Below are 23,553 nucleotides of genomic sequence, written 5' to 3' on the forward strand. Positions count from 1 at the left end.
GCCGTGGGACAGGGCGACATCGCCTATTTCGGCATACGCCATCACGGGCCGGGCTCCGCCGACAGCCTCGCGCAGGCATTGCAGGATTTGCAGCCGGTCGCCGTGCTGATCGAGGGGCCGATCGACGCCTCCGCGCTGCTGCCCTTGCTGGCCCGTCCGGAAATGCAGCCGCCGGTGGCACTGCTTTGCTATCCGGAGGAGGATCCGGCTTCGACAAGCTTCTGGCCCTTCGCCGAGTTCTCGCCCGAATATCAGGCGGTCCTTTGGGCCGTGGACAACAAGGCGGCGTTGCGATTCATCGACCTGCCGTCGTCGGCGCGCTTCTCGGAAGCGGCGGTCGACGGCGCGGAAAGAGTCGATACTGACCAAGCGAAGGAATCAAGCGGGCGTGATGATGTGGCTCCGCATCGGCGTGATCCGATAGGCACGCTGGCCCACGCCGCCGGCTATGAGGATGGCGAAAGCTGGTGGTCGGACATCATCGAGCAGAATCCGGAACCAGGTCCCATATTCGCCGCCATCTCCGACGCGATGATGACGCTAAGGGATGGTGAAGGCTCGATCGCGCAGTTCGAGGCCCAGCGCGAAGCGCATATGCGGCTCGAAATCGCTGCGGCGCGCAAGGAATTCGACGGACCTATCGCCGTCGTCTGCGGGGCGTGGCATGTGCCGGCACTGCAGGCGACACACACGCAGAAAAACGATCAAGCCCTGCTTAAGGGGATTGCAAGGCGCAAGAGCACGATAACATGGGCGCCGTGGACGGGACCGCGTCTGGCGCTGGGCTACGGCTATGGTGCGGGCGTCGTCGCACCCGGCTGGTGCAAGCATCTCTGGCGCACGCGCGGCCGGCGCGATGCAGCAACCTTGTGGCTTGCAATGATTGCAGCGGTGCTGCGGGTGAAGGGTCACCTGGTCTCGACCGCTTCGCTGATCGAAGCGGAGCGGCTCGCCCGCACGCTCGCCGCGATTCGCGAGCGGCCGAAACCCGGGTTTGAGGAATTGCGCGACGCCGCAATTGCGGCTCTGTTCAATGGCGAAGCGTTGCTGTGGGCCCTGGTCGAGGCCGAGCTGCTTCTGGGTGCGGACGTCGGCGAAATTCCACCCGACACGCCGTTGGCGCCGTTGATCGAGGATCTGCAGCGCAACCAGAAGGCGGCGCGGCTGAAGCCTGAAGCGCTGGAGCGGGAACTATCCGTAGACCTGCGAAGCGACAGCGGGCTGTTTCGCTCGACATTGCTGCATCGGCTGAACGTGCTTGGTGTGCATTGGGGCAAGTTGACGGACGCCGGTCGTAGCCGCGGCACCTTTCGCGAGCGGTGGATCCTGTCCTGGGAGCCGGAATATGCAGTTCGCCTGGTGGAGAACCTGATTTATGGGCCGACCATCGAAAAAGCTGCCAACGGCCGCCTGATCCAGATGATCGAAGCCGCAGCGACCCTCGATACGCTTGCGGCACTGGTGCAGGGCGCCATCACGGCAGGCCTGTCGGAAGCATCGACTGCAGGTCTCGCGGCATTGGAGGCGCGAGCGGCGCGCAGCAGCGAATGCCTGGAGATTCTGGCGTCGATGCCGCCGCTCGCCGACATCATCCGCTACGGCGAGGCCCGCAAAACGGAAACGAACCGGCTGTCCGGCCTCATGGAGCGGCTGATCGTCGAAGCTGCGATCGCGCTTCCCTATGCGGCACGCGATCTGGATGAGCAGGCGGCAGCGACGCTGGTTGCCGCGATGCGCAAGGCCGATGAGGCGATCAGGCTGATCGAGCCCGCGCAAGACGTGCTGAACGGATGGCGCAACGGGTTGGCTGCCGTGCTGGAGGGGTCGCGGTCGACGGCGCTGCTGGCCGGATGCGCCGCGCACCTGCTCTACGAAGCCGGCCGGCTGTCCGCCGAAGCCGCGGCCGGGCTGCTCGGGCGACGCCTGTCGCCGGGCACGCCGGTCGCTGAAGCGGCAGGGTTCTTCGAGGGCTTCTTCAGCACAGCCGGTCAACGGCTGATCTATGATGAAGGTCTGCGCGGCGCTGTCGATTCCTGGCTTAAATCGCTCGACGAAAATGCTTTCATCGCGCACCTGCCGTTGCTGCGCCGCGTCTTTTCCAATCTGGACAGCATGGAGCGCCGGCGGCTGATCGAGGCAGTTCTCGGCCGCGCCGCGCGCTTGCCGGCCGGCCTGACGCTGACGCCGGATGGCGGCGAGGCGTGGCGCCGACACCTGGAGCTGCTTGGACCATTGCTCACGGGAGGAAACGGCAATGGATGACGAGGGCGAAATGAACGAGGCCGGCCCACTCACAGCCGATGGCGGAAGGGAGCGCCGCTGGCGCCTGGCGATCGGCGCCGCCAATGAGGCATCGCCGTCGCTTTCCAGCGACGACAAACGGCTTTCGGCGGCGCTCGATGCTCTCTACGGCGATGGCGACAGCGCAGCCAGCGACCCGCGCAAGCGGCGCGGCGGATTCGGCCGCTCGGCGCCGCGCGTTGCACAGTGGATGGGCGATATCAGGTCCTTCTTTCCCGCGCAGGTCGTTCAGATCGTCCAGAAGGACGCTTTCGAACGGCTGGACTTGAAGCAGATGCTGATGGAGCCTGAATTCCTCAAAGCGATCGAGGCCGACGTCAACCTCGTCGCCGACCTGATTTCGCTGCGCTCGGTCATGCCGGCCAGGACAAAGGACATCGCCCGCACGATCATCGCCGATATCGTTGCCAAGCTTATGCAAAGGCTGGAGCAGAAAACCGCCGAGGCGATACGCGGCGCACTCGACCGATCGAGGCGCACCAACCGCCCGCGTGCACGCGATATCGACTGGCAGCGCACCATCTCGGCGAACCTTCGCCACTACCAGCCCGAGCATAAGACTATCGTGCCGGAGAAGCTGGTTGGTTTCATGCGCAAGCAGCGCCGCCTGGTCGATCTCGACGAAGTCGTTGTCTGCGTCGACCAGTCCGGCTCGATGGCAAGCTCGGTGATCTACGCCTCGATCTTCGCAGCGGTTATGGCCTCGCTGCCCGTTGTGCGCACCAAGCTCGTTTGCTTCGACACGGCCATCGTCGACCTTACCGAGGAACTCAGCGATCCCGTCGAAGTGCTGTTCGGCGTGCAGCTTGGCGGCGGCACCGATATCAACCAGGCCGTCGCCTACTGCGCCGACCGTATCGAGCGGCCAACCAAGTCGCATCTGGTGCTAATCACCGACCTCTATGAGGGCGGCAATGGCCAGGAGTTGCTGCGGCGGCTGGCGGCGCTGGTTCGATCCGGCGTCAATGTCGTCGTGCTTCTGGCGCTGACCGACCAGGGCCGGCCCGGCTATGACCCGGCCATGGCAGGTTCGGTTGCGGGCCTTGGCATTCCGGTCTTCGCCTGCACGCCAGATCTGTTTCCGGACATGATGGCGGCGGCATTGCGCCGGGAAGATATCGGTGCCTGGGCGGCGGGGGCCGATATCAAGCTCATTCGCGCCGACGCCGAGGCGCCTAGAGCGGACGAGTGAGCCCCATGTCACAGAAGGTTGCCGAGCTCCTGTCGCGGCTGGAAAAACGGCTGGACAGATCAGCGATCGTCTCGGCCAACGATGCCGGACCACGCTACCAGGAAGACCCCGACGGCAAAGCCGGCGCACCGCCGGAGTTCGTGCTGCGTCCGCGCACTGCCGGCGAGGTGTCGGACATACTGAGCCTGTGCAACGACGCCCGGCAAAGGCTTGTCGTCCAGGGCGGCCGGACCGGGCTTGCCGGTGCGGCTCGCATCCAGCCCGGCGAAGCGGTGCTGTCGCTGGAGCGCATGACGGCGATCGCGGCTCCCGACCGTGAGGCGGCGACGATCGTCGCCGAGGCCGGCGCGCCGCTGCAGATGGTGCAGGACGCGGCCGATGCGGCCGGCTTGCTGTTCGGCGTCGACATCGGCGCGCGCGGTACGGCCACGGTCGGCGGCAATGTCGCGACCAATGCCGGCGGCATTCGCGTGCTGCGCTACGGCATGTACCGCGCGCAGGTGCTCGGCCTGGAAGCGGTGCTTGCCGACGGCAGCATCCTTACCTCGCTCAAGGGCCTGCCCAAGGACAATTCCGGCTATGATCTCAACCAGCTCTTCATCGGCAGCGAAGGCACGCTTGGCGTCGTCACGCGCGCCTGCCTGCGGCTGCACCCGAAGCCCTCCACAGAGGTCAACGCCTTCTGCGCGCTTGCTTCGCTCGACGCGGCGATCGCGCTGCTCGGCCTGCTCAGGCAGAGGCTTGGACTCCTGCTCTCGGCCTATGAAGTGAATTTCGCACCGCTCTACGGCGCCATGGTTGCCGGCATGGACGCGCCGGCGCCGCTGCCCGTCGGCTCGCCGGTCTATGTGCTCGCCGAGATACAGGGCAGCGAGCCCGACCGCGACGGCGAGCGTTTTGCCGATGTGCTGATGCAGGCGGTTGAAGACGGCATGATCGATGACGTGGTCGTCTCGCAGTCACCGCGTGAATTCCGCGCACTCTGGGCGGTGCGAGAGGACGCCAATCGCTTCCTGTTTTCGATAAAAGGCCTGATCGGCGTCGACATCAGCATCCCGTTGGCGCGGATGGGGACTTTCCTGAAAGAAGCGAAAGCTGCGATCCAGGCCATCGACCGCAACGCCGACATCTATGTCTTTGGCCACCTCGGCGATGGCAATCTGCACTATCAGGTTCGCACCCTGGATCCGGCGGCGGCGTATGACATCATCTATCGCAGCGTGGCTGCCGCCGGCGGTGGCGTCTCGGCCGAACATGGCATCGGCCTCGACAAGAAGGAATGGCTGCACCTGGTGCGCAGCGATGCCGAGATCGCCGCCATGCGGCGCTTGAAAGCAGCGTTCGATCCGAACAATATCCTCAATGCCGGGCGGGTCTTCGACCTCTCACCGGGGGCTACCATACGTGACGTGCCGCCCCAATGAGGCTGGAAATCGACGGCCGGTAGCGCTGTCCGGGTGCTGAGTCTAACCGCCCACGGGCTTCAACCGCGCATGCGCCACTGCGATGCGAGCGGCGAGTGCGGCGTTGTTGCGGACCAGCGCGATGTTGGCCTTCAGGCTGCGGCCTTGCGAGAGCTCGTTGATGCGGGCGAGCAGGAACGGCGTCAGCTCCTTGCGCCCGATGCCGCGTGTCCCGGCTTCGGCCACCGCTGCCGTGATCGTGCCGTCGATGAAGGCCGGATCGATCGCATCCACTTCCGGAATTGGATTGGCGACTAGGATGCCGGTGCCCGAGCCGATCTGCTCGTGCAGCAGCATAGCCCCCGCAATGTCCTCGGGCGTATCGAGGCGGTGATCGGCTTTCAGTCCGCTGGAGCGCGTGTAGAAGGCCGGAAAATCGTCGCTCTGATAGGCAATCACCGGCACGCGTTGTGTCTCCAGATATTCCAGCGTTTTTGCAATGTCGAGGATCGATTTTACGCCGGCGCAGACGACGGTCGTGCCGGTCTGGCCGAGTTCGGTCAGGTCGGCCGAGATATCGAAAGTGGCCTCGGCGCCACGATGCACGCCGCCGACGCCGCCCGTCGCGAAAATGCCGATGCCGGCGAGTGCAGCGATCCGCATCGTCGCCGAGACCGTGGTTCCGGCCGAGCCGCCGCCCACCATGATGGCGGCGAGGTCGCGCCCGGATGCCTTGACCACGTCTTTTGCCGCTGCCAGCTGCTCCAGCTCAGTGTCGTCAAGCCCGACCTTGATCTTGCCGGCGACCACCGCGATCGTGGCGGGCACCGCACCGTTCTCGCGCACCACGGTTTCGACGCCGCGCGCGGTCTCCAGATTGGCCGGATAGGGCATGCCGTGGGTGATGATCGTCGATTCCAGTGCCACCACTGCGCGGCCTTCTTGAAGTGCTGCCGCGACTTCGTCGTTCAGGTGAAGAAGGGAAGGTTTCATCGTCGTCTCGCTTTCAGGGTCGTCTCGCTTTCAGGCGGGAATGCGGTACATGCCGGCAGTGAGGAGGCGCGGCGACAGATCGGGATGAACGCTGGATTCGCTCTCGGTGGTCAGCGTGGCAAGCAGCGCCCCGGTGCGGGCCGCGTTGGGCACGGAATCTCCCGAAAGCACCTTGTACAAGGTGCCGGCAATCATCGCGTCGCCGGCGCCAGTGATATCGACGGCGCGGGCCGGGACGGAGCGCATCGTCGACACACCATTTTCGGTTGCCACCGCAAATCCATGCGCGCCCATGGTCACGATCACTTCGCTGGCGCCAGCGTCGCGCAACGCGGCCGCAGCCTCGTTCGGCTTCAGCCGCTTGTCGGCATCGATGATGCCAAGCATCATGTTGGCCTCGTCGTGGTTGGTGAACAAGAGGTCGATGCCGGTCAGGTCCTTCGGCAGGCGCGCCGATTTCGGCGACGACACCGTGTCGACGGCGAGCTTGAAGCGCGCGCTCTGCTTGCGCGACATCAGCGCGGCGATCGTTGCGGCCGGCAGGTTGCAGTCGATGAACACCCATGTCGCCGAAGCAAGATGCGGCCAGAAACGGTCGAGATAGGACGGCGAAAACAGATCGAAAATCTCCATGTCAGCGATGCCGAGGACGAGATCGTTGTTGAGATCGAGGATGGCCGCATATTCCGCCGTCGGCCGCTCCGTGGTGGTGATGACCTGGCTGACGTCAGCGCCGAGATCCCGCAGATGCCGCACCAGCGAGCGCCCGGTTTCATCGTCGCCAACAATCGAGACGAAGCTTACGTTGACGCCGAGGCGGACAAGGTTCTCGGCGACGTTGCGGGCGACGCCGCCGAAGCTGCGATAACCGTCGACCGGGTTCGACGTCTCGAAGATCAGATCCTTCTTGGCGTGGTACTTACGGTCCAGAACCGCGCCGCCGATGCAGATCATGCGCTTGGATGCCGGCAAGACATAGCCGCGGCCGAGAATGTAGCCCTTGTTGACGAGCTGCACGATGTGGGCCGCGACGGTCGAGCGGGCAATGCCGAGCGCGGTCGCAATGTCCTGCTGGCCGGCGAAGGGGTTCGCCGCGATGAGATCCAGAACCGCTTGTTCCTGTGCTCCAAGGTTGTCCATCGTCTCACCGGTCCGTCGAATTCATGGCTGACGTTGATCAACAACAGACGATCTTGTCAACATTTGTCTGGAGCGAGTGAAGGCCCGTCAAATGCTGGTACTGGTCGACGCTTGGCGCCGCATCACATTACTTACTGCCGACGGCAAGAACTTTGAAAGCAAGCGGATGAGCGAACAGGAGTTGATGTCGGAGCTGGAACGGTTGGTTTCCGAGGACCGGAACCCGAAGACGATGGATATCGACCTGCTGCCAACCATCGAGATCCTGCGCAAGATCAATGACGAGGACAGCGGCGTTCCGGCCGCTGTCGAGAAAGTCATTCCGGAAATCGCTGCCGCGGTAGACCGGATCGTTAGTGCGTTTCAAAAAGGCGCGCGGCTTGTCTACATCGGCGCCGGCACGAGCGGCCGGTTGGGAGTTCTCGACGCCTCGGAGTGTCCACCGACATTCGGTGTGCCCGAGGACATGGTGCTCGGCCTGATCGCGGGCGGCCCCAAAGCGCTGATGCGGGCTGCGGAAGGCGCCGAGGATGATCCGCAACAAGGCATGAAGGCACTGCAGGACATCAAGTTGACCGCCGAGGATGTGGTGGTCGGCATCGCGGTCAGCGGCCGCACGCCTTATGTGATCGGCGGTTTGACCTACGCAAAGCAGGTGGGAGCGCCTACAGTGGCGCTCTCCTGCAATCCCAGATCGACCATTGCCGGCATTGCCGACATTGCCATCTCTCCGTTTGTCGGCCCCGAGGTTCTCGCCGGCTCGACCCGGCTGAAGTCGGGAACCGCGCAAAAACTGGTTCTCAACATGCTGACGACAGCCAGCATGATTCGGATCGGCAAGAGCTATCAGAACCTGATGGTCGACCTTAATCCCAGCAACAAGAAACTCGTCGCCAGGGCGGTTGGGATCGTGATGCAGACCACCGGCTGCACAGCGCAGCAGGCACGACAGGCGCTCGACCAGACCGGCAAAGACGTGAAGCTGGCGATCCTGGTGACAATCACCGGCATGAGCGTCAAAGAGGCGCGGCAAGCCCTCGACAATGCGGGAGGATTCCTGCGAAAGGCGATAGGCGAAAAGCCTGTGTGAGGATGAGGGCTGGCGGCGGCCGGCTGTGCAGGGACGGGGTCGGGCATACCGCTTTACCGGCATCCGACTGTGGATCGACCTCGACAAAGGCAAGGCATGGACCTTGCTCGCCAAACGGATCCATCCGACACATCATTCAACAGCGGAATCGCTTCGCCAATCGGTCGGCGATCTCGCCAATGGAGCCTAACAAATCATGATTGCGAAAAGTGACCAGCCAATCTGGGCCGTCGGCCTGATGACCGGCACCGTCCTCGACGGCAATATCGACGTCGCGCTGATCAAGACCGATGGCGAGCGGATCGCGGATTTCGGCACCTACACGCTGGCACCCTACCCCAGGTCGATCCGGACCCTGCTGGAGGAGACGCTGGATCAGGCCAGGGTGTGGAATTTCACCGGACCGGAGCCGGCGATCTTTCGCGAAGCTGAAGAAGCGCTGACGCGCGCCCAGTCAGCGGCGGTCAAGGACCTGGTCGAAAGCTGTGGATTGAAGATGGCCGATATCGGGGTCGTCGGCTTCCATGGCCAGACCGTGCTGCATCGTGCTCCGCAAGTCGGCCGGCCCGGCCAGACCCGCCAGCTCGGCGATGGCGAGTTGATGCATGCCATCCTGGATACAAAAATTGCCTACGACTTCCGCTCGGCCGACATGCGCGCCGGCGGGCAAGGTGCGCCGCTGTCCGCGGCCTATCACGCCGCGCTGCTGCGCGATGCGGACGCCAGCGGCGACACGGCCGTTCTCAATCTCGGCGGCGTCGCCAACGTCACCTGGTGGGATGGCAAGGACAATGTCGTTGCCTTCGACACCGGACCGGCCAATGCGCCGTTGAACGATTTCATCAAGTCCAAAGGGCTCGGCGAAATGGACCGCGACGGCGCGCTGGCCCGCGCCGGCACTGTCGACGAAGCGCGGCTGACCAAGCTCTTGCAGCATCCCTATCTGGCCAAGCCCTATCCAAAGTCGCTGGACCGGTTCGACTTCGGCGCAGCCATGGCGGATGGGATGAACGCTGAGGATGGCGCTGCACTGCTGACGGCCTTCACCGCCGCCGCCGTCGGCAAGGCGCTCGACCTCCTGCCACACCGGCCGAAGCGGCTGGTGGTCAGCGGTGGCGGCCGCCACAACCCGACGATCATGGCCATGCTCGCCAGCCGTGCCGGTGTCGAAGCCGTGCCGGCGGAGGCGCTCGGCTGGAAGGGTGACGCGGTGGAGGCGGAATGCTTTGCCTTCCTTGCGGTTCGCGTGCTCAGGGGCCTGCCGATCAGCTTCCCGACCACCACTGGTGTGCCACAGCCGATGCGCGGCGGACGCCTCGCCGGCTAATCAAGCCGACGATTCTTCTGCAGGAAGACGCGGCTGCGGCCGACGGGAAGATCGGGAAGCACGCCGAAAGGCCGATAACCCCGACGCTCATAGACCTTGACCGCCTGGGGATTGAACGTCTCGATCAGCCGCGTGGCTCCGCGACTACACGGACCGCGGCGAACGCCACACTGCCGCTGAGGCCGCGACAAGCATGAGCAACGCTGCGACCACGGCCGATGCCGCAAAACCAAAGCTGGAATAAAGCGGTCCGAAGGCCGTGGTTCCGACAAACACCGCGAGATAGGTCACGGCGCTGTTCAGACCCATGATCGTGCCGCGCCGCGCCGGATCGAGCGCCGACAGGCGCATAACTAGGACGTTCAGTCCAACATGATTGGCAAGACCCCAGGCCGCCACCATCGCGATGGTCAGGCCGAAGCTGCCGCTTGCCGCGGCAAGCGCGACATAGACGACCGCAACGAGCAGATAGGCGAACGGCATGACGCGTCGCGCGCCGAGGCGATCGATCACGCCGTCGAGAAGCGCCGCCATGCCGAAGCCGGCGCCATAGGCGAGCGCGGCCAAGCCGTTGGCGCTGACCGGCCGTCCCAAGCCATTGTGAAGGTGATCGCCGAGATAGCCGTAGACACCGTAGAAGGCGGTCATGAAGGCGCCGCAGGCGACCAGAAGCGGCACTATGCCGGGCACGGCCAAAGCGCTGAGCGGCGTCGGCGCCGGGCCGCTTTTCCTGACATCGCTCAGCGACGTCAGCGTAAGACCGGTCAATGCGAGCGCCGTAAGGACCGCTACCGCCGCAAAAACAGCGCGCCAATACACGAGGTCGGCAAGCACCGCCGATAATGAGACGCCGGCCACCATGCTGAGGGTCCATCCGGTCAGCACGACGCCGATCGTCCCGCTTTCGCGGCCAGGCGGCGCAATCGCGGCCGAGCTGGCATAGATTGCCGGCATGGCGACACCGGCAGCGATGCCGGCGAGAAGCTGGGCCGCAACCAGCGTCGTTACCGTCGGCGCGGCAGCGCTGGACACAAGTGCTATCGCCAGCAGCAGCAACGCCCCTTGCAGCATGCGACGGGCGCCGAGCCGATCTATATAGCGCGCCAGGAACAAGGCGCTTGCCGACGTGCCAAGACCGAACGCAGCGGACGCGATCATGACGGCCGGCACGCTCGTCGTAAACGACGCGGCCACTGCCGGTGCTATCGGACCGAGGACCAGCGAGTTGGAGCCGATCACGGCTATGCATCCGGTCAGCAGATAAGCGAGCGCCGGGATAGGCGGCCTTGCCGTCAAAGTTGCGACTTGATCACTGTTCGACATATGGCCATAATGGCCGTATTAAATTCTGTATCAACAAGGAACTTCATTATGGATGAAGAAACAGATGGCGTTCCGCAGAACCGGCCTGCTGCCCGCGATGTTGACGCAACCGACCGAAAGATATTAGGCGTTCTGGTCGATGACGCCACGATCAGCTATGCCGAGCTCGGTGATCGCGTCGGCCTGTCGCCGCCGGCAGCGCATGAACGGGTGAAGCGGCTTCGGCGCAGCGGCGCCATCCGCAACACCGCGGCGATCATCGATCCCAAGGCGGTGCGCAAGCCGTTGCTCGCTTTCGTGCACATCGACACCAAGGGTTGGGGAAAGACCCCCGAACTGATGGCGATTTCCGAGCACCCCGAAGTCGAGGAGATTCATTCGGTGGCCGGCGACACATGCATGCTGATCAAGGTCCGCACCGAGGACACTCGGGCGCTCGAAGGCCTGCTGTCGCGGCTTTACGAAACGCCCGGCGTCACCTCGACACGAAGCTACGTGGTTCTGTCGACCTATCTCGAGCGGCCGGTGCAGCCCGGGATCACGACAGAATGGCCGTCGCCCCGGCACATGGCCAAGCCGCTGTATTAGTTCAAACGATCTTCACGCGCGTATCCAAAATCGAACCGGGAACGTCTTAGCTATCGGGTGCCTTGTCACGATCGAGGGACCGGTTCGTTCGCCGGTTCTCGATCATGACGGGAAGGCCTGCTGCGCAACCGGAGACGTGCAATGAGAAAATTGATCGTGGGCAGCTTCATTTCGCTGGACGGCGTCATCGAAGCACCAATGGACTGGGCTTCGCCCTTCTTCGACGAAGAAGCCAGGGAGCATTCTTACCAAAAGGCTGGCGAGGCGGATTTTTTCCTGCTCGGTCGCGTGACCTATGAAATGTTTTCGGCGCGCTGGCCGCAGGTCAAGGGTAGCAAGTATATGGATCGCATGAACGGGCTGAAGAAGCTTGTCGCATCACGCAGCCTCAAAGACGTGAGCTGGAACGCGTCGCTGATCGAGGGTGATGTCGCCGCCGAAATCGCTAGGATCAAGCAGCAGGCCGGCGGGGACATACTGAAATATGGGGTGAGCAATCTCGACCAGACGCTGCTCGCCAACAAGCTTGTCGACGAGTATCAGCTCTCCATCGTGCCCACCCGTGTGGGCCATGGCAAACGCGCTTTCCAGGATATCGACCCGTCCCTGGTCAAGCTGGAGCTTGTGAACACGCACCGGTTCAAGAACGGCGTCATCACGCTGACCTATATCCCACGGTGATCCGTCTCTGGATATTGATACCATGAGGATGCAGCCAAGAATCGATCCAACCGGGCTTTTTGACGTCCGCTACGCCGCGTTCCTGGAGACGGTCGCACATTTGCGCGGACGGCTGCACCGCTACTGTGCACGCATGACAGGTTCGACGCTCGACGGCGAAGACCTCATGCAGGAGGCCCTGTTCGAAGCCTATCGGAAGATCGAGAAGCTTGACGATCCGAGCGCTCTTCGCCCTTGGCTGTTTCGCATTGCGCATAATCGCTGCATCGATTTCCTGCGAAGCAGACAAGCACGCGAGCGTGCGGAGGCCAATTTCGTCGAAAACGAAATCATCCTGCCGGTCGAGCCGCCGGGCCAGGGCGCCGATCGCGCGATCGAACGGCTGGTGATCCACCTGCCGCCCAGGGAACGCGCCTGCGTCCTGCTCAAGGATGTATTCGACTATTCGCTGGAAGAGATCGCCGGCCTCGTCGGCTCGACCGTGGGTGGCGTCAAGGCGGCGTTGAGCCGTGGACGCTCCAAGCTGGCGATGCTGCCAAACGAACCAGACGTCCGTTCGGAGTCCCAGCGCAATGCCGAGCTTTCAAAATTGCTCAACCGCTATGTCGAGCTTTTCAATCGCCGTGACTGGGATGGCGTGCGGGCGTTGATCAGCGCCGATGCCCAATTGCGGGTCGCGGATTGCTTCAAGGGCCAGTTGTTGGAATCGCCCTATTTTGTCGAGTATGAAAACGCCCAAATGACCTGGAAGATGGTGACTGGCGAGATCGATGGCGAAGCGGTGCTGCTCGTGCTCCACCGCGGCGAAGGCGGTTGGAAACCAGCCCATCCGGTTCGGATCGAAGCGATCGATGGGGTCATAAACCGCATTGCCGATTATTACGCCTGTCCCTGGATAATGCCGGCGGCCAGAGCGGTGTTCGTTTCCATCCCCAACCAACCGGGCGCACGCCCGGGCAACAAACGGGACGATGCAAGTGTCCGGCATCAACCCTAGTGAAATGATGCCGGACAAGACATAGGCGCCTTACTGAAGCTTCGCCTGCAGGGCGTTGACGTCATCCGTGGTCATCTCGCCGTCGGTCGTCACCTTGCCGTCGACGATCTTCCAGAGGCGAAACGGGCCGGTGATGTCGCCGTACTTGTCGAATGCGACCGGGCCGATGACGCCTTCGTAACGGATCGGCTTGCCATCCTTGATCAGGCTGAGCGCCTTGGCGAACTCGTCCTTGCCGGCATAGATCGGCGTGCCGGCCGGATCGACCGCCTTGTAGATCGCGTCCTTGATCTTGGCCGGATCCTCGGAACCAGCAATGGCTATGGCCAACCCGACGATGGCGCCGGCATCATAGGACCGGTCGGCTGCCGGGTTCGATGGTTCGATACCGGAAAATTCCTTGTAGTTCTTGGTGAAATATTCGGTCGATGCGGTCGGGCTGGTGCCCGACGAAGTGCCATAGGCGTCCTTCAGGTAATCGGCGCCGACGGATTCGATGAAGTCCGGGCTGTTCATGCCGTCATTGAGCAGAAATTTCTGGACGCCGCCTTGCGAAATCCAGGTGCGGGCGATGGTTGCGCCGTCGACAGGCGTGCTGACGAGATAAAGCCCGTCCGGCTCGCCTGATATCGCCGCGGTCACTTCCGAGGCATAGCTCGACTGCTTTTCATTGTAAGGCGTGTCAGAGACGATGGTGCCGCCGAGCGCCTTATAGGCGCGCGAGAATTCGGCCACCATGTTGACGCCGAAGTCGTTGTTGACGTGGATGACCGACAGCTTCTTGAAGCCCTTGTCGATGGCATATTTGGCGGCGGCGACGCCCTGCAGCGCATCCGAGGTGATGGTACGGAAGAAGATGCCGTTGGTCTTGCCATCGCGCCCGAGCGCCGTCAGCGTCGGCGACGAGGAAGCGGGCGACACCTGGACGATCTTGGCCGGAGCGGTGACCGAGGTCAGGATCGGGATCGACACCGAGGAGATGATGCCGCCGATGATCACCGGCACCTTCTTGACCTGCACAAGCTGGGTCGCGGCGTCGACCGCAATGTTGCCCTGGCTCTGGCTGTCGCGCGTGTCGGTCGCGAGATCGCAACCGCGAACGCCGCCGGCGGCGTTGATATCGCGGAAAGCCATCTCGACCGATTTAGCGCCGGCTTGGCCGTATTCGCCGGCCGGGCCAGTCAGTTCCATGACGAGGCCAACGGTGATCTTGCAATCGGCGGCTTGCGCTGCACCTGCTGCCGTCAGCAGAGCTAGCGCGGTGGTGATCAGAAGTATCATCTTTGTCATTGTTGTTCCCCTTTCGTCACACGACTCTGGTTCAATTCATGTCTTGAGCCTGTTCAGCCTTCCGGCATCTGCAGCCAGGTTTCATGCAGATGCCGCCATTCAACGCCGTTGGGCGCCGATGAACTGGTGGTGAAAACGGCGCTCGAGCGACGACGGCTGTGCTTGCCGGCGCGCTGCTGTGCCTCGACGTAGCTGATGACGATCGTGTCGCCGGCCTGCCAGCCGGCCCGGATATCCTCGATCGAGATGGCGAAATCGCCGTCACAGGCGGCGCGGCTTGCCTTGATATGATCGAGCACCGCCTTACGATCGAGGACCTGCCCGCTCGGCGCGACCATGCAGAAGCCGTCACCCATGACGCGTTCGAAGCGGCTGAAATCCACCCTGTCGGCGCTCGCCCTGTCGAACCAGTCGACGAAGAAGCGATGCAGATCGACGATCTCTGCGCTTGCGCGTGAAAGCAGAGAGGGCTTCTCGTTCATGGCCGAGCTCATTTTCTTCCGGCGTTCAAATTGTAGTGCATAATCGAGCCATGGCGACCGTGGCGGTCGCGCTCCAATGTATAGACGTCGCCGAGAGGCCCGCTGCTTTGCGCGATCACTGCGGCGATCCGCGCCCGGTCCTCGACATCGAGCGCGATGTCCATGATCCCGGCATTGGCAAGGGCGTGCGCCTGGTTGCGAGCGCCGACGATGACGGCCGCCACTTGCGGCTGCTCCAGCACCCAGGCGCTGGCGATGGTGGCGATGTCGACGCCGTGGCGGTCGGCGACCGCCTTCAATGCCCCCAGCAGTTCCTGGAAGAGATCCCAGCCGCCGAAATCATCGATGATTAGCTTGTATTTGACCAGCGACCGGTTTTCGAGCGGCGGCGTCTGCGGCTCGGCGACATCAAGCCATCTCTCGCTGAGGAAGCCGCCCGCCACCGAACCGTAGCAGAGGAGACTGACGCCGTTCTGGCTGGCAAGTGTTGCAAGGCTGTTGGCCGGCCGCTGATCGAGCACGGAATATTGCAGCTGCTGGCTGACCAGCGGCACGCCGGCCGCTAGGATCTCGGCCAAATGCGGCGTGTCGAAATTGGTGGCGCCGACGTTGCGCACCTTGCCCTCCAGGCGGAGGTCGTTGAGCCAGCCCATCGCATCGACGTAACCGGGCACTGCATAATCCCACCAGTGGAACTGCACGAGATCGAGCCGTTCGGTCTTCAGCCGCCGCAGCGACTGGTCGACGATGCCTCTCACATAGTCGCGGCTGATATTCGCAAGCCTTTCCAAGTCAGGCACCAGCTTGGTGTGCACCTTCATTTTGGTGGCGGCGTCGAGACCGCGCTCACTGGCCAACCGCAGCCGCGCCGCACCGATCAGTTCCTCGACGCCGGTATAGATATCGGCACAATCATAGGTCCTGATGCCGGCGTCGAAGGTGGCGATCAGGTCGGTCACCGCCTGTTCGCGGTCGATTGCGCCGTGTCCGCCGGCAAGCTGCCAGCCGCCGCGAATGACGCGCGAGATCGTATAGCCCGGGCTGAGCTCGAAGGACTTTTCGGTCATCTCTGGTCATTCTCCTTCGGCAGCGGCACCGCCGTGGTCTCGGCATGGCTGAACCGCCGCTTCCCAGTCCTGATGATCCTCAGCCGGCTGGCGCAATTGGGATCGGGACAGGCGATCTCGGCATCCGACGTCATCCAGTCGTTCCTGTGGGTCGGGCGCTGTTTTGCCGCGAGCAGCGGCAACACAGCTGATATCGAATAGATCGAAAAACCCTGCCCCGCCGGCATCGACAGCATCTCGCCCTTGAGCTCGAAATAATCGCCTGATTTGGCGCCGCAATAGATCGGCTTGCCCTCGGGGACAACCGCCTCGACGCGAAGGTCGAAGAGTTCGAAACTGTCGTCGCTCTCAGCCATTCAGATCTCCACCCGAGTGAAGGTAATTTCGCAAGCGCCGTTGCGGCGGATCACGCCGCAGGCGACGGCGAACCGGTCGCGCTCCTCGGGACGCACCTGCGCGACCACGCTTCCGGCAAGCCAGCCGATCGGGAACAGCAGACGCGCACCCTGGCCATAAAACAGGCCGATGTCGAATATCGCATTCGGACTACCGCCCCACATGCGCGGCGGCACGTAGGATAGCACGATGTCGCCCGCCTGCGGCGTCAGGGTTGCATTCTCCGCCGGCAACGGCCTGGCATAGGCTTGGCCCTCAATATCCGCTGATGGAACCGGGCAGGAGATTTCCGGCCCTGTCCACATCGCATGGATGCCGGCAACGACGCGCGGCTGCTCGAGATAGGCCAGCAGGAAAGCAGCGTTCTCGGGCGCCTTTTCAGGCAACAGAAGCGCCGTCACGGACAGCTTTGAGCGTGGCTCGGCGATGCTGATGGCAAGCGTCATGCCCTCAATCTTTCCTATTGGCGGATTGAAGCTTGTCGCGCAGGAAAGCGAAGGGCCGGCTGATGTCGGCCACCAGCGCCTCGCGCGCTGCTTGGGCATCCTGCCTTGCAAGCGCTGCGACAATGCTGCGGTGATAGTGGGCGGTATCGACCTCGCCGGCTTCGGAAAAGGCGTATATGGCGACGCGGATACAGGGTCCGGATTGCAGCCACAGGCTCTCGATCATCGGGATCAACACGGCGGAGCCGCAGCAACGGTAGATCTCAAAGTGGAAGCTCTGGTTGAGCGTCGCCTCGCGGTCGATATCCTTCTTGTGCTTTAACGCCCGCATCTCGTCCCACTCGCCGAGCATGGCTTCGACCGAAGCAATCTGGCGCGGATTCATGCGCGTGGCGGCCAGCGCGATTGCTTCGCCCTCGATCAGGGAGCGGGCGCGCAAGAGATCGTCGATACGCTCCAGCGTGATCGGCGGCACGCGCACGGAACGGTTGGGAAGCGCCTCCAGCGCCTTTTCCGTGATCAGTCGTCCGAGCGCCTCACGCACCGGCATGGTGCTGGTGACCAGCGCGTCGGCGAGGCCGCGGATCGTCAAAACCTGGCTCGGCTCGAAAAGGCCGCCGATCAAGGCCCGGCGCAACTCCGAATAGACGCGATCCTGCACGGTTTCGCGGCCGACCGGCGTAAGCTGGGCTGCGACCACCTCGTTGTTCTTTTCGATGACGGCCTTCTGCATGGGCAGTCCCGGTCTTGGCCCGTTTTCGGCTTGCGGAAGAAATTAAAGCCGAATAGCGTGATCAAAGCAAGTGTGATCACAAATCAAACCAGAAGGCGGCGACATTCGCTTTCGGCCCGAGGGTTCCATGAGTGACACAACCGCACAACAGCGGGCGGACACCCGTACGCCGGTTCTGACGGCCAGAAACGTCGTCCGGCGCTTCGGCGGCCTCGTCGCGGTCAACAATGTCTCGTTCGACGTCCAGCCGGGTGAAATACTCGGCCTCATCGGCCCGAACGGCGCCGGCAAGACGACGATGTTCGACCTGCTGGCCGGCAGCATCCTGCCGACCAGTGGCGACATCCTTCTCAACGGCACACTGGTGTCGGGAGAGGCAGCGCATCGCCGCATCGGCCGCGGCCTTGGCCGCACATTCCAGATCCCCCGGCCCTTGCCCAACCTGACGCTGATCGAAAACGTCATGCTGGCCGCGCAGGGGCAGGCCGGGGAAAGACTGCTCGCCAATTTCCTGACGCCACGGCGGGTCGCCGCCGAGGAGCGGGCGGCCGAGACGAAAGCCATCGAGCTGCTCGAGCTCGTCACGCTCGCCCGCCTGGCGCACGAGCCGGCGCGTGTGCTTTCCGGTGGCCAGCGCAAGCTGCTCGAACTCGCCCGCGTCATGATGGCCGACCCGGCGATCATCCTGCTCGACGAACCGGCGGCCGGCGTCAATGCGACGTTGCTCGAAGTCATCATCGATCGCATCCGCGACATCAACGCCCGCGGCATTACTTTCCTGCTGATCGAGCACAATATCGACATGGTGACGCGGCTCTGCCACCGGGTGCTAGTCATGGCGAGCGGCCAGCTCCTGTGCGAAGGCACGCCTGATGAGGTGGCACGCGATCCGCGCGTCATCGAGGCCTATCTCGGAGGCGCGGCATGAGCCAAACGGTTCTCGATGTCCGCGACCTCGAAGCCGGCTACGAGCCAGGCGTCCCGATCGTGCGCGGCGCCTCAATCACCGTCGACAAGGGCGAGATCGTTGTCGTTCTCGGCCCCAACGGCGCCGGCAAGTCGACCTTGATCAAGGCGATCGCCGGCCTTGTCCCGATCACCGGCGGCACGGTCCTGCTGGACGGCAAGGATATCACCGCGGCGCCCGCCCATATCATGGTCCGCCTCGGCCTTGCCTTCGTGCCGCAGACCGAAAACATCTTCCCCTTGATGTCAGTCGAGGACAATCTGAAGGTTGCCTGCGGCATCCTGATGCCGCGCGAGACCCCTGCCCGCATCGAGGAAATGTATGCGGCCTTTCCCGACCTCGTCCGTCAGCGCAGAACCGCCGCCGGAAATCTCTCGGGCGGACAGCGGCAGATGCTGGCCGTTGCCCGGGCATTGATCGTTCATCCCAAGGTGCTGGTGCTCGACGAGCCGTCGGCCGGCCTGTCGCCGAAATTCGTGTCGATGGTGTTCGAGATGCTGGCCGGTATACGCAAATCCGGCGTCACCATTCTCCTGGTCGAACAGAACGCCAAGGCAGCACTTGCCATCGGCGATCGCGCCTATGTGCTGGTCGAGGGCAAGGACCGGCACGAGGGCATCGCCTCCGAGCTCTGGAACGATCCGGTCGTCGCCGAACTCTATCTTGGTCAGCGCCGTCTCGATCCTGAAAGAGACCGGCACTCGGGCAAAGGAAGCGCGGCATGAACCTGCAATTTGTCGTCGACGGACTGCTGGCAGGTTCGATGATCGGCCTCGGCGCCATCGGCGTGACGCTCACCTATTCGATCCTGCGCTTCTCGAACTTCGCGCATGGCGACTTCATGGCCTGGGGCGCCTATGCGACGCTCGCCGTCGTCGGCGCCATCGGCGCAATGTTCGGCAAGATCGCGCCGATGGCTCCGCTGTCCTTCGGCTGGCCGCTGATCGCCGCGGTAATCATCGGCATGGCGATCACCGGCCTGCTGGCGCTGCTGCTCGACATGATGCTTTTCGCGCGGCTGCGGGCCAAGGGCCAGGCGATCATTGTGGTGATGGCGAGCTTCGGCGCCTCGATGGCGCTGAGAAGCCTGCTCGAATTCATCTTCACCTCGCGTCCGACCTATTTCAGCCGGGCCATCCAGATCGCCATACCGGTTGGCTTCGGCATTCGCGTCACTCCCGACCAGATCGCGCTGCTGCTGCTGACCGCCGTGCTCGTGCTCGGCGTGCATCTGTTGATGACCCGCACCCAGACCGGCCGTTCCATGCAGGCACTGAGCCAGAATGCGGCCTTGGCGCGCATTGTCGGCATCGACGTCGCCAAGATCGTGCGCGTCACCTGGATCATTGGCGGAGCGCTAGCCTGCGTCGCCGGCGTGATGATCGGCATTCTCATCCAGATCCGTCCATTCATGGGTTTCGACATGCTGCTGCCGATGTTTGCGGCCGCCATCCTCGGCGGCATCGGCAGCGTGCCTGGCGCTGTTCTCGGCGGATTGATCATCGGTATGGCCGAAGCCGGCGCAGTGCAGTTGGTCGGCGCCGAATGGCGTGCTGCCGTCTCCTTCATCATCCTGATGTCCGTGCTGTTCGTGCGGCCTATCGGCCTTTTCGGAGTGAGAGAACGCTGATGGATCTGCTCGGCTATGGCGCTTTCTTCCTGACGACCGCACTGATCTTTTCGCTCGTCACGCTCGGGCTCAACCTGCAATGGGGGCTCACCGGCCTTTTCAATGTCGGACTCGCGGGCTTCGTTGCCATCGGCGCCTACACGTCGGCACTGCTGACCACGCCCGACGATGCTGCGCGCCTGGGCGGCTTCGGCCTGCCGATCCTTGTCGGCTGGCTCGGCGCCATGCTGGTGGGCGGCATCGCCGCCGCGATTACCGGCATTGCCACGCTGCGCCTGAGATCGGACTATCTGGCGATCACCACCTTCGGCGTTGCCGTCGTCGTGCAGCTGGTGGCGCTCAATGCCCAGAAGCTGACGGGCGGCCCGTTCGGCATCGGCTTCATTCCGCGTCCTTTCGGCGGCCTCGCCGAAACGCCTTTGCTGTTCAACCTGTCGAACCTTGCCGTCGTTTCGGTGGTGACGCTGATCGTCTATCTCGCGCTGGAGCATCTGTCGCGCAGCCCGTGGGGGCGCGTGTTGAAGGCGCTTCGCGAGGATGAGCGGGCAGCGATATCCCTGGGGAAAAGCGCACGCTTCTACCGCGTTCAGGCCTTTGCCGTGGGCGGTGCCATCATGGCACTGGCCGGCGCGTTGCAGGCGCATTTCACCGGCTTCATCGCTCCGGACAATTATTTGCCGGCGCTGACTTTTCAGGTCTGGGTGATGCTGATCGTCGGCGGCTCGGGCAGCAACATCGGCGCCGTCATCGGCAGCATCCTGGTCTGGGCGATATGGGCCGGATCGGGAGCCTTAACGAGCGTGTTGTTTTCGCCGGAACAGCAGGCCCGCGCCGCCTCGCTGCAGATCGTCGCCATCGGCGTGATGCTGTGCGTCATTCTTCTGGTCAGGCCGAACGGCCTGTTTGGCGACAGGCCGTGGCGGCCAAGATTCGGCAAGCGTGTCCGAGTGGCTACGGGTGAGAGCGGAACAGCGTCATGATCGAGGTTGCCGGGTCTTCCGGCGTTTCCCTCTGGCACGCCGTCAGCCGCAATCGCCGTGACCGGCCTACCCTCGAAGGCGCACTCGATGTCGACCTGGCGATTGTCGGCGGCGGGTTCTCAGGCCTTTCCACCGCGCTGCATACCGCCGAAAAAGGCATCTCGGTCGCCGTCCTCGAAGCGGAAATCATCGCCTGGGGCGCGACCGGCAGGAATGCCGGCTTCGTCGTGCCGAATTTCGCGAAAAGAGACCCCGACGATATCATTGCCCAGCTCGGACCCGGACGCGGCGAACGCCTTGTCGAGTTCGCCACCGGCAGCGCCGACCTCGTCTTCGACCTGATCAGACGGCACCGCATCGAATGCGACGCAGTCCAGAGCGGATGGATACAACCGGCCCATTCGCAGGCCGCTCTCGAAAAAACCAGATTGCGTGCCGAACAATGGGCAAGGCGCGGAAGACCGACCGTTACGCTGGACAGGCAGGCAACCGAAGATCTGACCGGCATTCGGGGTTATCCCGGCGGCTGGATGGACCGGTCGGGCGGTGTCCTCAATCCGGTCGAATATGCGCGCGGGCTCGCTAACGCGGCGGAAAAGGCCGGGGCCCGCATCTTCGAGCATACGCGCGTTGCATTGATCGACGGCGACGGAGATGGCTGGGCTTTGAAGACGGAATCGGGTTCGGTGCGTGCTGGAAAGGTGCTGATTGCCACCAACGCCTATGGCGGGTCGCTGCACCGTGCGCTGCAGCGAACCTACTTTCCTCTGAAAATCTTCCAGATCGCGACGGCTCCGCTGCCGCGCGAATACCGCACTTACCTGCTTCCAGGCGGGCAAGGCGTCGGCGACACCAGGCGCAATCTTTTCACCTTCCGCTTCGATAGCGAAAACCGGCTGATAACCGGCGGCATGCATAGTCTTGGTCCCGGCGCCGACGCGCGGGTGCCGCATGCGATCTGGCGCCGGCTTGCAAAACACCTCGATCTCCCGGAAATCCCACAACTCGCCTACAGCTGGTCGGGGATGGCCGCCGTCGAGCCCGACTTCCTGCCGCACCTTGTCGACCTCGGGCCTGGCCTGATCGCGGGCTTTGCCTGCAACGGACGTGGCATTGCCATGACGACGAGCATGGGCAAGGTCCTTGCGGATTGGGCTGATGGAACAAAGCCGCAGGATTTGCCGCTGCCGTTTGCGCCGCCGTCGCCGATCCCGCTCCATGGCCTGATGCGGCATGCGCCAACCATGCTGCTTCCGCTGAGCATCCTGCGCGACCGGCTGGATGAGGGGCGCTAGTCGACGTCTCAACCAAGCTCCAAGGTCGTTATCGCAAAGACGCCGGACTGCGCGAGCTGCGGCGCTTTTCCCTTGTACATTCGAGCCGTTTCGAAGCCCGGTTGAAGGCCGGCCGACGTCAGCCGAGCTACGAAATGCCTATTGGTCTCGGGAACATCGAGATGGATATTTCCGGGTCCGGAGGCATTGGCGAGTCCGGCGAAGAGACGGCTTGCCGCATCAAGGTTGTTGGAAAAAAGCGGGCCGATCTTGCAGCCCTCCCGGCACTGGCGCGCGACGCCATATCCCTCGATCGCGCCATCCTTGACGATCGCAAGCGCCATGTGCGGCGGGCGCAGCCAGTGGTCCAGGAAGGATCGCCTCGAAGCCGGAAAGAATCGGCGGTCATAGTCCAGGACATCCGCGATGAGTTCCGGGCCTATGACGCAAATGCCGCTGTCGGTGGCTGCCGGGACATTCGGCGCTCCAACGAACCGGATCGTCCGGTGGACCGACGCAAAACCCATGCTGCGATAGTTGGCCTGCTGTTCGACGACGCCATCGAGGCCGATCGTGCGGTTGCCAAGCCGCGCCATGCCGGCGTCCCAGACCGCCTTGCCATGGCCCTCGCCGCGCCTGTCCGGCCGACAGATGTAGAGGCCGATGAAGCCGAAACCGCCGCCATAGGCCACAGCCGAAATGCCGGCGACCATCTCGCCATCGACGAAGGCGCCGATGAAGCCCTCGGGATCCGCTGCCTGGAACGCCACGGCATCGCCGAGGCCGGGATTCCAGCCCTCCGCTGCCGCCCAGTCGACGAGGATTTCCACTTCTTCAAGTGCGAGCGTTCTGATCGTTCGGCGCATTGCGATCACTCGGCGGCAACAGAACCGGGGGCGAAGGATTTCAATGCGCCACGATAGGGCTTTGCGAGCGGGTTTGCATAGGCGCCGCGCTTGGATGTCGACAGGCCAAGCGCGATCAGTGCCTCGGCCTGCTTGACCGCGGCGCCGACGCCATCGATGACCGGAACGCCGAAGGATAGGGACAGTCGAACTCGCCGACGGCACGTCGGCCAAGGGCTTTCTGGCCGAGACCGCCGGACTGTCGGCTGCAGCCGATATCTCGGCCTTCGGCGGCTGGCGCAACTTTGTCGCAAGTAGTAGCGAGCCGCGACAACGGCTCGAGAGCGCTCCGTCCAATTGAGCGATTGGCTGTTGCGCCGGTTACATCGCCGAGACTCAGGCACAGCA

Annotated in this window: 24 protein-coding genes and 2 pseudogenes; 15 read left to right on the plus strand and 11 right to left on the minus strand. The window is 63.6% G+C overall.

The window, feature by feature from the left end; all coding sequences use genetic code 11:
• Positions 1-3: 3 nt before the first annotated feature.
• Genes ACWTU8_RS20495 through ACWTU8_RS20505 form a run of 3 tightly spaced genes read left to right on the plus strand, consistent with a single transcriptional unit; the run spans position 4 to position 4,917 of the window.
• Positions 4-2,262, plus strand: coding sequence for a DUF5682 family protein (locus ACWTU8_RS20495; RefSeq protein WP_455849576.1), 2,259 nt, complete (start codon positions 4-6; stop codon positions 2,260-2,262).
• Positions 2,255-3,493, plus strand: a complete 1,239-nt coding sequence (locus ACWTU8_RS20500) for a VWA domain-containing protein (protein WP_455849577.1) — start codon at positions 2,255-2,257, stop codon at positions 3,491-3,493. Before ACWTU8_RS20495 ends, ACWTU8_RS20500 begins: the two co-directional genes overlap by 8 nt.
• 5 nt (positions 3,494-3,498) lie before the next feature.
• The gene (locus ACWTU8_RS20505; RefSeq protein WP_455849578.1) at positions 3,499-4,917 is read left to right on the plus strand and encodes an FAD-binding oxidoreductase; all 1,419 of its coding nucleotides are present in this window, start codon (positions 3,499-3,501) and stop codon (positions 4,915-4,917) included.
• Between the two features lie 42 nt (positions 4,918-4,959).
• On the opposite strand, the gene ACWTU8_RS20510 is transcribed toward ACWTU8_RS20505, so the two are convergent.
• Positions 4,960-5,889 (minus strand): pseudouridine-5'-phosphate glycosidase, encoded by a 930-nt coding sequence (locus ACWTU8_RS20510; protein WP_455849579.1) that lies wholly within the window; start codon positions 5,887-5,889, stop codon positions 4,960-4,962.
• A 30-nt stretch (positions 5,890-5,919) separates the two neighbouring features.
• Complete coding sequence (locus ACWTU8_RS20515; protein WP_455849580.1) at positions 5,920-7,029, minus strand: carbohydrate kinase; 1,110 nt, start codon at positions 7,027-7,029, stop codon at positions 5,920-5,922.
• Positions 7,030-7,195: 166 nt separating this feature from the next.
• Here ACWTU8_RS20515 and murQ point away from each other — a divergent pair, with 166 nt between their 5' ends.
• The 3 genes and pseudogenes from murQ (at position 7,196) to ACWTU8_RS20530 (ending at position 9,446) form a co-directional block, all read left to right on the plus strand.
• On the plus strand, positions 7,196-8,119 hold the full coding sequence (murQ, locus tag ACWTU8_RS20520; RefSeq protein ID WP_455849637.1) for an N-acetylmuramic acid 6-phosphate etherase: 924 nt from the start codon (positions 7,196-7,198) through the stop codon (positions 8,117-8,119).
• A gap of 14 nt (positions 8,120-8,133) precedes the next feature.
• Positions 8,134-8,309 (plus strand): annotated as a pseudogene (locus ACWTU8_RS20525) (esterase); the annotation flags it as partial.
• Positions 8,310-8,315: 6 nt separating this feature from the next.
• On the plus strand, positions 8,316-9,446 hold the full coding sequence (locus ACWTU8_RS20530) for an anhydro-N-acetylmuramic acid kinase (RefSeq protein WP_455849581.1): 1,131 nt from the start codon (positions 8,316-8,318) through the stop codon (positions 9,444-9,446).
• Positions 9,447-9,590: 144 nt separating this feature from the next.
• On the opposite strand, the gene ACWTU8_RS20535 is transcribed toward ACWTU8_RS20530, so the two are convergent.
• Entirely contained in the window at positions 9,591-10,769 is a 1,179-nt protein-coding gene (locus tag ACWTU8_RS20535) for an MFS transporter (protein ID WP_455849582.1), read from the minus strand.
• 48 nt (positions 10,770-10,817) lie between these two features.
• Between ACWTU8_RS20535 and ACWTU8_RS20540 the strand changes: the two genes are divergently transcribed.
• The 3 genes from ACWTU8_RS20540 to ACWTU8_RS20550 all read left to right on the plus strand — a co-directional run bounded on the left by ACWTU8_RS20540 (position 10,818) and on the right by ACWTU8_RS20550 (position 13,035).
• Complete coding sequence (locus ACWTU8_RS20540; RefSeq protein WP_065008381.1) at positions 10,818-11,357, plus strand: Lrp/AsnC family transcriptional regulator; 540 nt, start codon at positions 10,818-10,820, stop codon at positions 11,355-11,357.
• A gap of 141 nt (positions 11,358-11,498) precedes the next feature.
• Positions 11,499-12,038, plus strand: a complete 540-nt coding sequence (locus ACWTU8_RS20545; protein ID WP_095518144.1) for a dihydrofolate reductase family protein — start codon at positions 11,499-11,501, stop codon at positions 12,036-12,038.
• A 22-nt stretch (positions 12,039-12,060) separates the two neighbouring features.
• Positions 12,061-13,035: a sigma-70 family RNA polymerase sigma factor gene (locus ACWTU8_RS20550; protein WP_455849583.1), complete on the plus strand. Its 975-nt coding sequence runs from the start codon at positions 12,061-12,063 to the stop codon at positions 13,033-13,035.
• 30 nt (positions 13,036-13,065) lie between these two features.
• Here ACWTU8_RS20550 and ACWTU8_RS20555 read toward each other — a convergent pair whose 3' ends face one another.
• The 6 genes from ACWTU8_RS20555 to ACWTU8_RS20580 are packed head-to-tail and all read right to left on the minus strand — an operon-like array spanning position 13,066 to position 17,449.
• Positions 13,066-14,325, minus strand: coding sequence for an ABC transporter substrate-binding protein (locus ACWTU8_RS20555; protein ID WP_455849584.1), 1,260 nt, complete (start codon positions 14,323-14,325; stop codon positions 13,066-13,068).
• 53 nt (positions 14,326-14,378) lie between these two features.
• Positions 14,379-14,807 (minus strand): DUF4440 domain-containing protein, encoded by a 429-nt coding sequence (locus tag ACWTU8_RS20560; protein WP_455849585.1) that lies wholly within the window; start codon positions 14,805-14,807, stop codon positions 14,379-14,381.
• A gap of 8 nt (positions 14,808-14,815) precedes the next feature.
• On the minus strand, positions 14,816-15,874 hold the full coding sequence (locus ACWTU8_RS20565) for an aldo/keto reductase (protein WP_455849586.1): 1,059 nt from the start codon (positions 15,872-15,874) through the stop codon (positions 14,816-14,818).
• On the minus strand, positions 15,871-16,230 hold the full coding sequence (locus ACWTU8_RS20570; protein WP_455849587.1) for a TIGR04076 family protein: 360 nt from the start codon (positions 16,228-16,230) through the stop codon (positions 15,871-15,873). The genes ACWTU8_RS20565 and ACWTU8_RS20570 overlap by 4 nt, the downstream gene beginning before the upstream one ends.
• The gene (locus ACWTU8_RS20575) at positions 16,231-16,716 is read right to left on the minus strand and encodes a DUF3830 family protein (RefSeq protein ID WP_455849588.1); all 486 of its coding nucleotides are present in this window, start codon (positions 16,714-16,716) and stop codon (positions 16,231-16,233) included. It lies immediately after the preceding gene.
• Between the two features lie 4 nt (positions 16,717-16,720).
• Entirely contained in the window at positions 16,721-17,449 is a 729-nt protein-coding gene (locus tag ACWTU8_RS20580; protein WP_455849589.1) for a GntR family transcriptional regulator, read from the minus strand.
• Between the two features lie 127 nt (positions 17,450-17,576).
• On the opposite strand from ACWTU8_RS20580, the gene ACWTU8_RS20585 reads away from it, so the two are divergent.
• Genes ACWTU8_RS20585 through ACWTU8_RS20605 form a run of 5 tightly spaced genes read left to right on the plus strand, consistent with a single transcriptional unit; the run spans position 17,577 to position 22,321 of the window.
• A complete protein-coding gene (locus ACWTU8_RS20585) occupies positions 17,577-18,377 on the plus strand; it encodes an ABC transporter ATP-binding protein (protein WP_455849590.1) in 801 nt (266 codons plus the stop codon).
• Entirely contained in the window at positions 18,374-19,141 is a 768-nt protein-coding gene (locus tag ACWTU8_RS20590; RefSeq protein WP_455849591.1) for a branched-chain amino acid ABC transporter ATP-binding protein, read from the plus strand. Before ACWTU8_RS20585 ends, ACWTU8_RS20590 begins: the two co-directional genes overlap by 4 nt.
• Positions 19,138-20,046 (plus strand): branched-chain amino acid ABC transporter permease, encoded by a 909-nt coding sequence (locus ACWTU8_RS20595; protein ID WP_455849592.1) that lies wholly within the window; start codon positions 19,138-19,140, stop codon positions 20,044-20,046. The genes ACWTU8_RS20590 and ACWTU8_RS20595 overlap by 4 nt, the downstream gene beginning before the upstream one ends.
• Positions 20,043-21,026: a branched-chain amino acid ABC transporter permease gene (locus ACWTU8_RS20600; RefSeq protein ID WP_065008421.1), complete on the plus strand. Its 984-nt coding sequence runs from the start codon at positions 20,043-20,045 to the stop codon at positions 21,024-21,026. The genes ACWTU8_RS20595 and ACWTU8_RS20600 overlap by 4 nt, the downstream gene beginning before the upstream one ends.
• A complete protein-coding gene (locus ACWTU8_RS20605; protein ID WP_455849593.1) occupies positions 21,023-22,321 on the plus strand; it encodes an NAD(P)/FAD-dependent oxidoreductase in 1,299 nt (432 codons plus the stop codon). Before ACWTU8_RS20600 ends, ACWTU8_RS20605 begins: the two co-directional genes overlap by 4 nt.
• Positions 22,322-22,329: 8 nt before the next feature.
• Here the strand turns inward: ACWTU8_RS20605 and ACWTU8_RS20610 are convergent, their stop codons facing one another.
• Both ACWTU8_RS20610 and ACWTU8_RS20615 read right to left on the minus strand, forming a co-directional pair.
• Positions 22,330-23,166, minus strand: coding sequence for a GNAT family N-acetyltransferase (locus tag ACWTU8_RS20610; protein WP_455849594.1), 837 nt, complete (start codon positions 23,164-23,166; stop codon positions 22,330-22,332).
• Positions 23,167-23,171: 5 nt separating this feature from the next.
• Positions 23,172-23,342: pseudogene (locus tag ACWTU8_RS20615) on the minus strand (aspartate/glutamate racemase family protein); the annotation flags it as partial.
• 44 nt (positions 23,343-23,386) lie between these two features.
• Here ACWTU8_RS20615 and ACWTU8_RS20620 point away from each other — a divergent pair.
• A complete protein-coding gene (locus tag ACWTU8_RS20620; protein WP_455849638.1) occupies positions 23,387-23,506 on the plus strand; it encodes a hypothetical protein in 120 nt (39 codons plus the stop codon).
• The last annotated feature ends 47 nt before the right edge of the window (positions 23,507-23,553 follow it).

The organism is Mesorhizobium sp. BHbdii (assembly GCF_053848045.1).

Coding starts and splice junctions, on each gene's coding strand:
- ACWTU8_RS20500 (WP_455849577.1), top strand. CDS start 2,255: ATGGATGACGAGGGCGAAATGAACGAGGCCGGCCCACTCACAGCCGAT.
- ACWTU8_RS20505 (WP_455849578.1), top strand. CDS start 3,499: ATGTCACAGAAGGTTGCCGAGCTCCTGTCGCGGCTGGAAAAACGGCTG.
- ACWTU8_RS20510 (WP_455849579.1), bottom strand. CDS start 5,889: ATGAAACCTTCCCTTCTTCACCTGAACGACGAAGTCGCGGCAGCACTT.
- ACWTU8_RS20515 (WP_455849580.1), bottom strand. CDS start 7,029: ATGGACAACCTTGGAGCACAGGAACAAGCGGTTCTGGATCTCATCGCG.
- murQ (WP_455849637.1), top strand. CDS start 7,196: ATGAGCGAACAGGAGTTGATGTCGGAGCTGGAACGGTTGGTTTCCGAG.
- ACWTU8_RS20530 (WP_455849581.1), top strand. CDS start 8,316: ATGATTGCGAAAAGTGACCAGCCAATCTGGGCCGTCGGCCTGATGACC.
- ACWTU8_RS20535 (WP_455849582.1), bottom strand. CDS start 10,769: ATGTCGAACAGTGATCAAGTCGCAACTTTGACGGCAAGGCCGCCTATC.
- ACWTU8_RS20540 (WP_065008381.1), top strand. CDS start 10,818: ATGGATGAAGAAACAGATGGCGTTCCGCAGAACCGGCCTGCTGCCCGC.
- ACWTU8_RS20545 (WP_095518144.1), top strand. CDS start 11,499: ATGAGAAAATTGATCGTGGGCAGCTTCATTTCGCTGGACGGCGTCATC.
- ACWTU8_RS20550 (WP_455849583.1), top strand. CDS start 12,061: ATGAGGATGCAGCCAAGAATCGATCCAACCGGGCTTTTTGACGTCCGC.
- ACWTU8_RS20555 (WP_455849584.1), bottom strand. CDS start 14,325: ATGACAAAGATGATACTTCTGATCACCACCGCGCTAGCTCTGCTGACG.
- ACWTU8_RS20560 (WP_455849585.1), bottom strand. CDS start 14,807: ATGAACGAGAAGCCCTCTCTGCTTTCACGCGCAAGCGCAGAGATCGTC.
- ACWTU8_RS20565 (WP_455849586.1), bottom strand. CDS start 15,874: ATGACCGAAAAGTCCTTCGAGCTCAGCCCGGGCTATACGATCTCGCGC.
- ACWTU8_RS20570 (WP_455849587.1), bottom strand. CDS start 16,230: ATGGCTGAGAGCGACGACAGTTTCGAACTCTTCGACCTTCGCGTCGAG.
- ACWTU8_RS20575 (WP_455849588.1), bottom strand. CDS start 16,716: ATGACGCTTGCCATCAGCATCGCCGAGCCACGCTCAAAGCTGTCCGTG.
- ACWTU8_RS20580 (WP_455849589.1), bottom strand. CDS start 17,449: ATGCAGAAGGCCGTCATCGAAAAGAACAACGAGGTGGTCGCAGCCCAG.
- ACWTU8_RS20585 (WP_455849590.1), top strand. CDS start 17,577: ATGAGTGACACAACCGCACAACAGCGGGCGGACACCCGTACGCCGGTT.
- ACWTU8_RS20590 (WP_455849591.1), top strand. CDS start 18,374: ATGAGCCAAACGGTTCTCGATGTCCGCGACCTCGAAGCCGGCTACGAG.
- ACWTU8_RS20595 (WP_455849592.1), top strand. CDS start 19,138: ATGAACCTGCAATTTGTCGTCGACGGACTGCTGGCAGGTTCGATGATC.
- ACWTU8_RS20605 (WP_455849593.1), top strand. CDS start 21,023: ATGATCGAGGTTGCCGGGTCTTCCGGCGTTTCCCTCTGGCACGCCGTC.
- ACWTU8_RS20610 (WP_455849594.1), bottom strand. CDS start 23,166: ATGCGCCGAACGATCAGAACGCTCGCACTTGAAGAAGTGGAAATCCTC.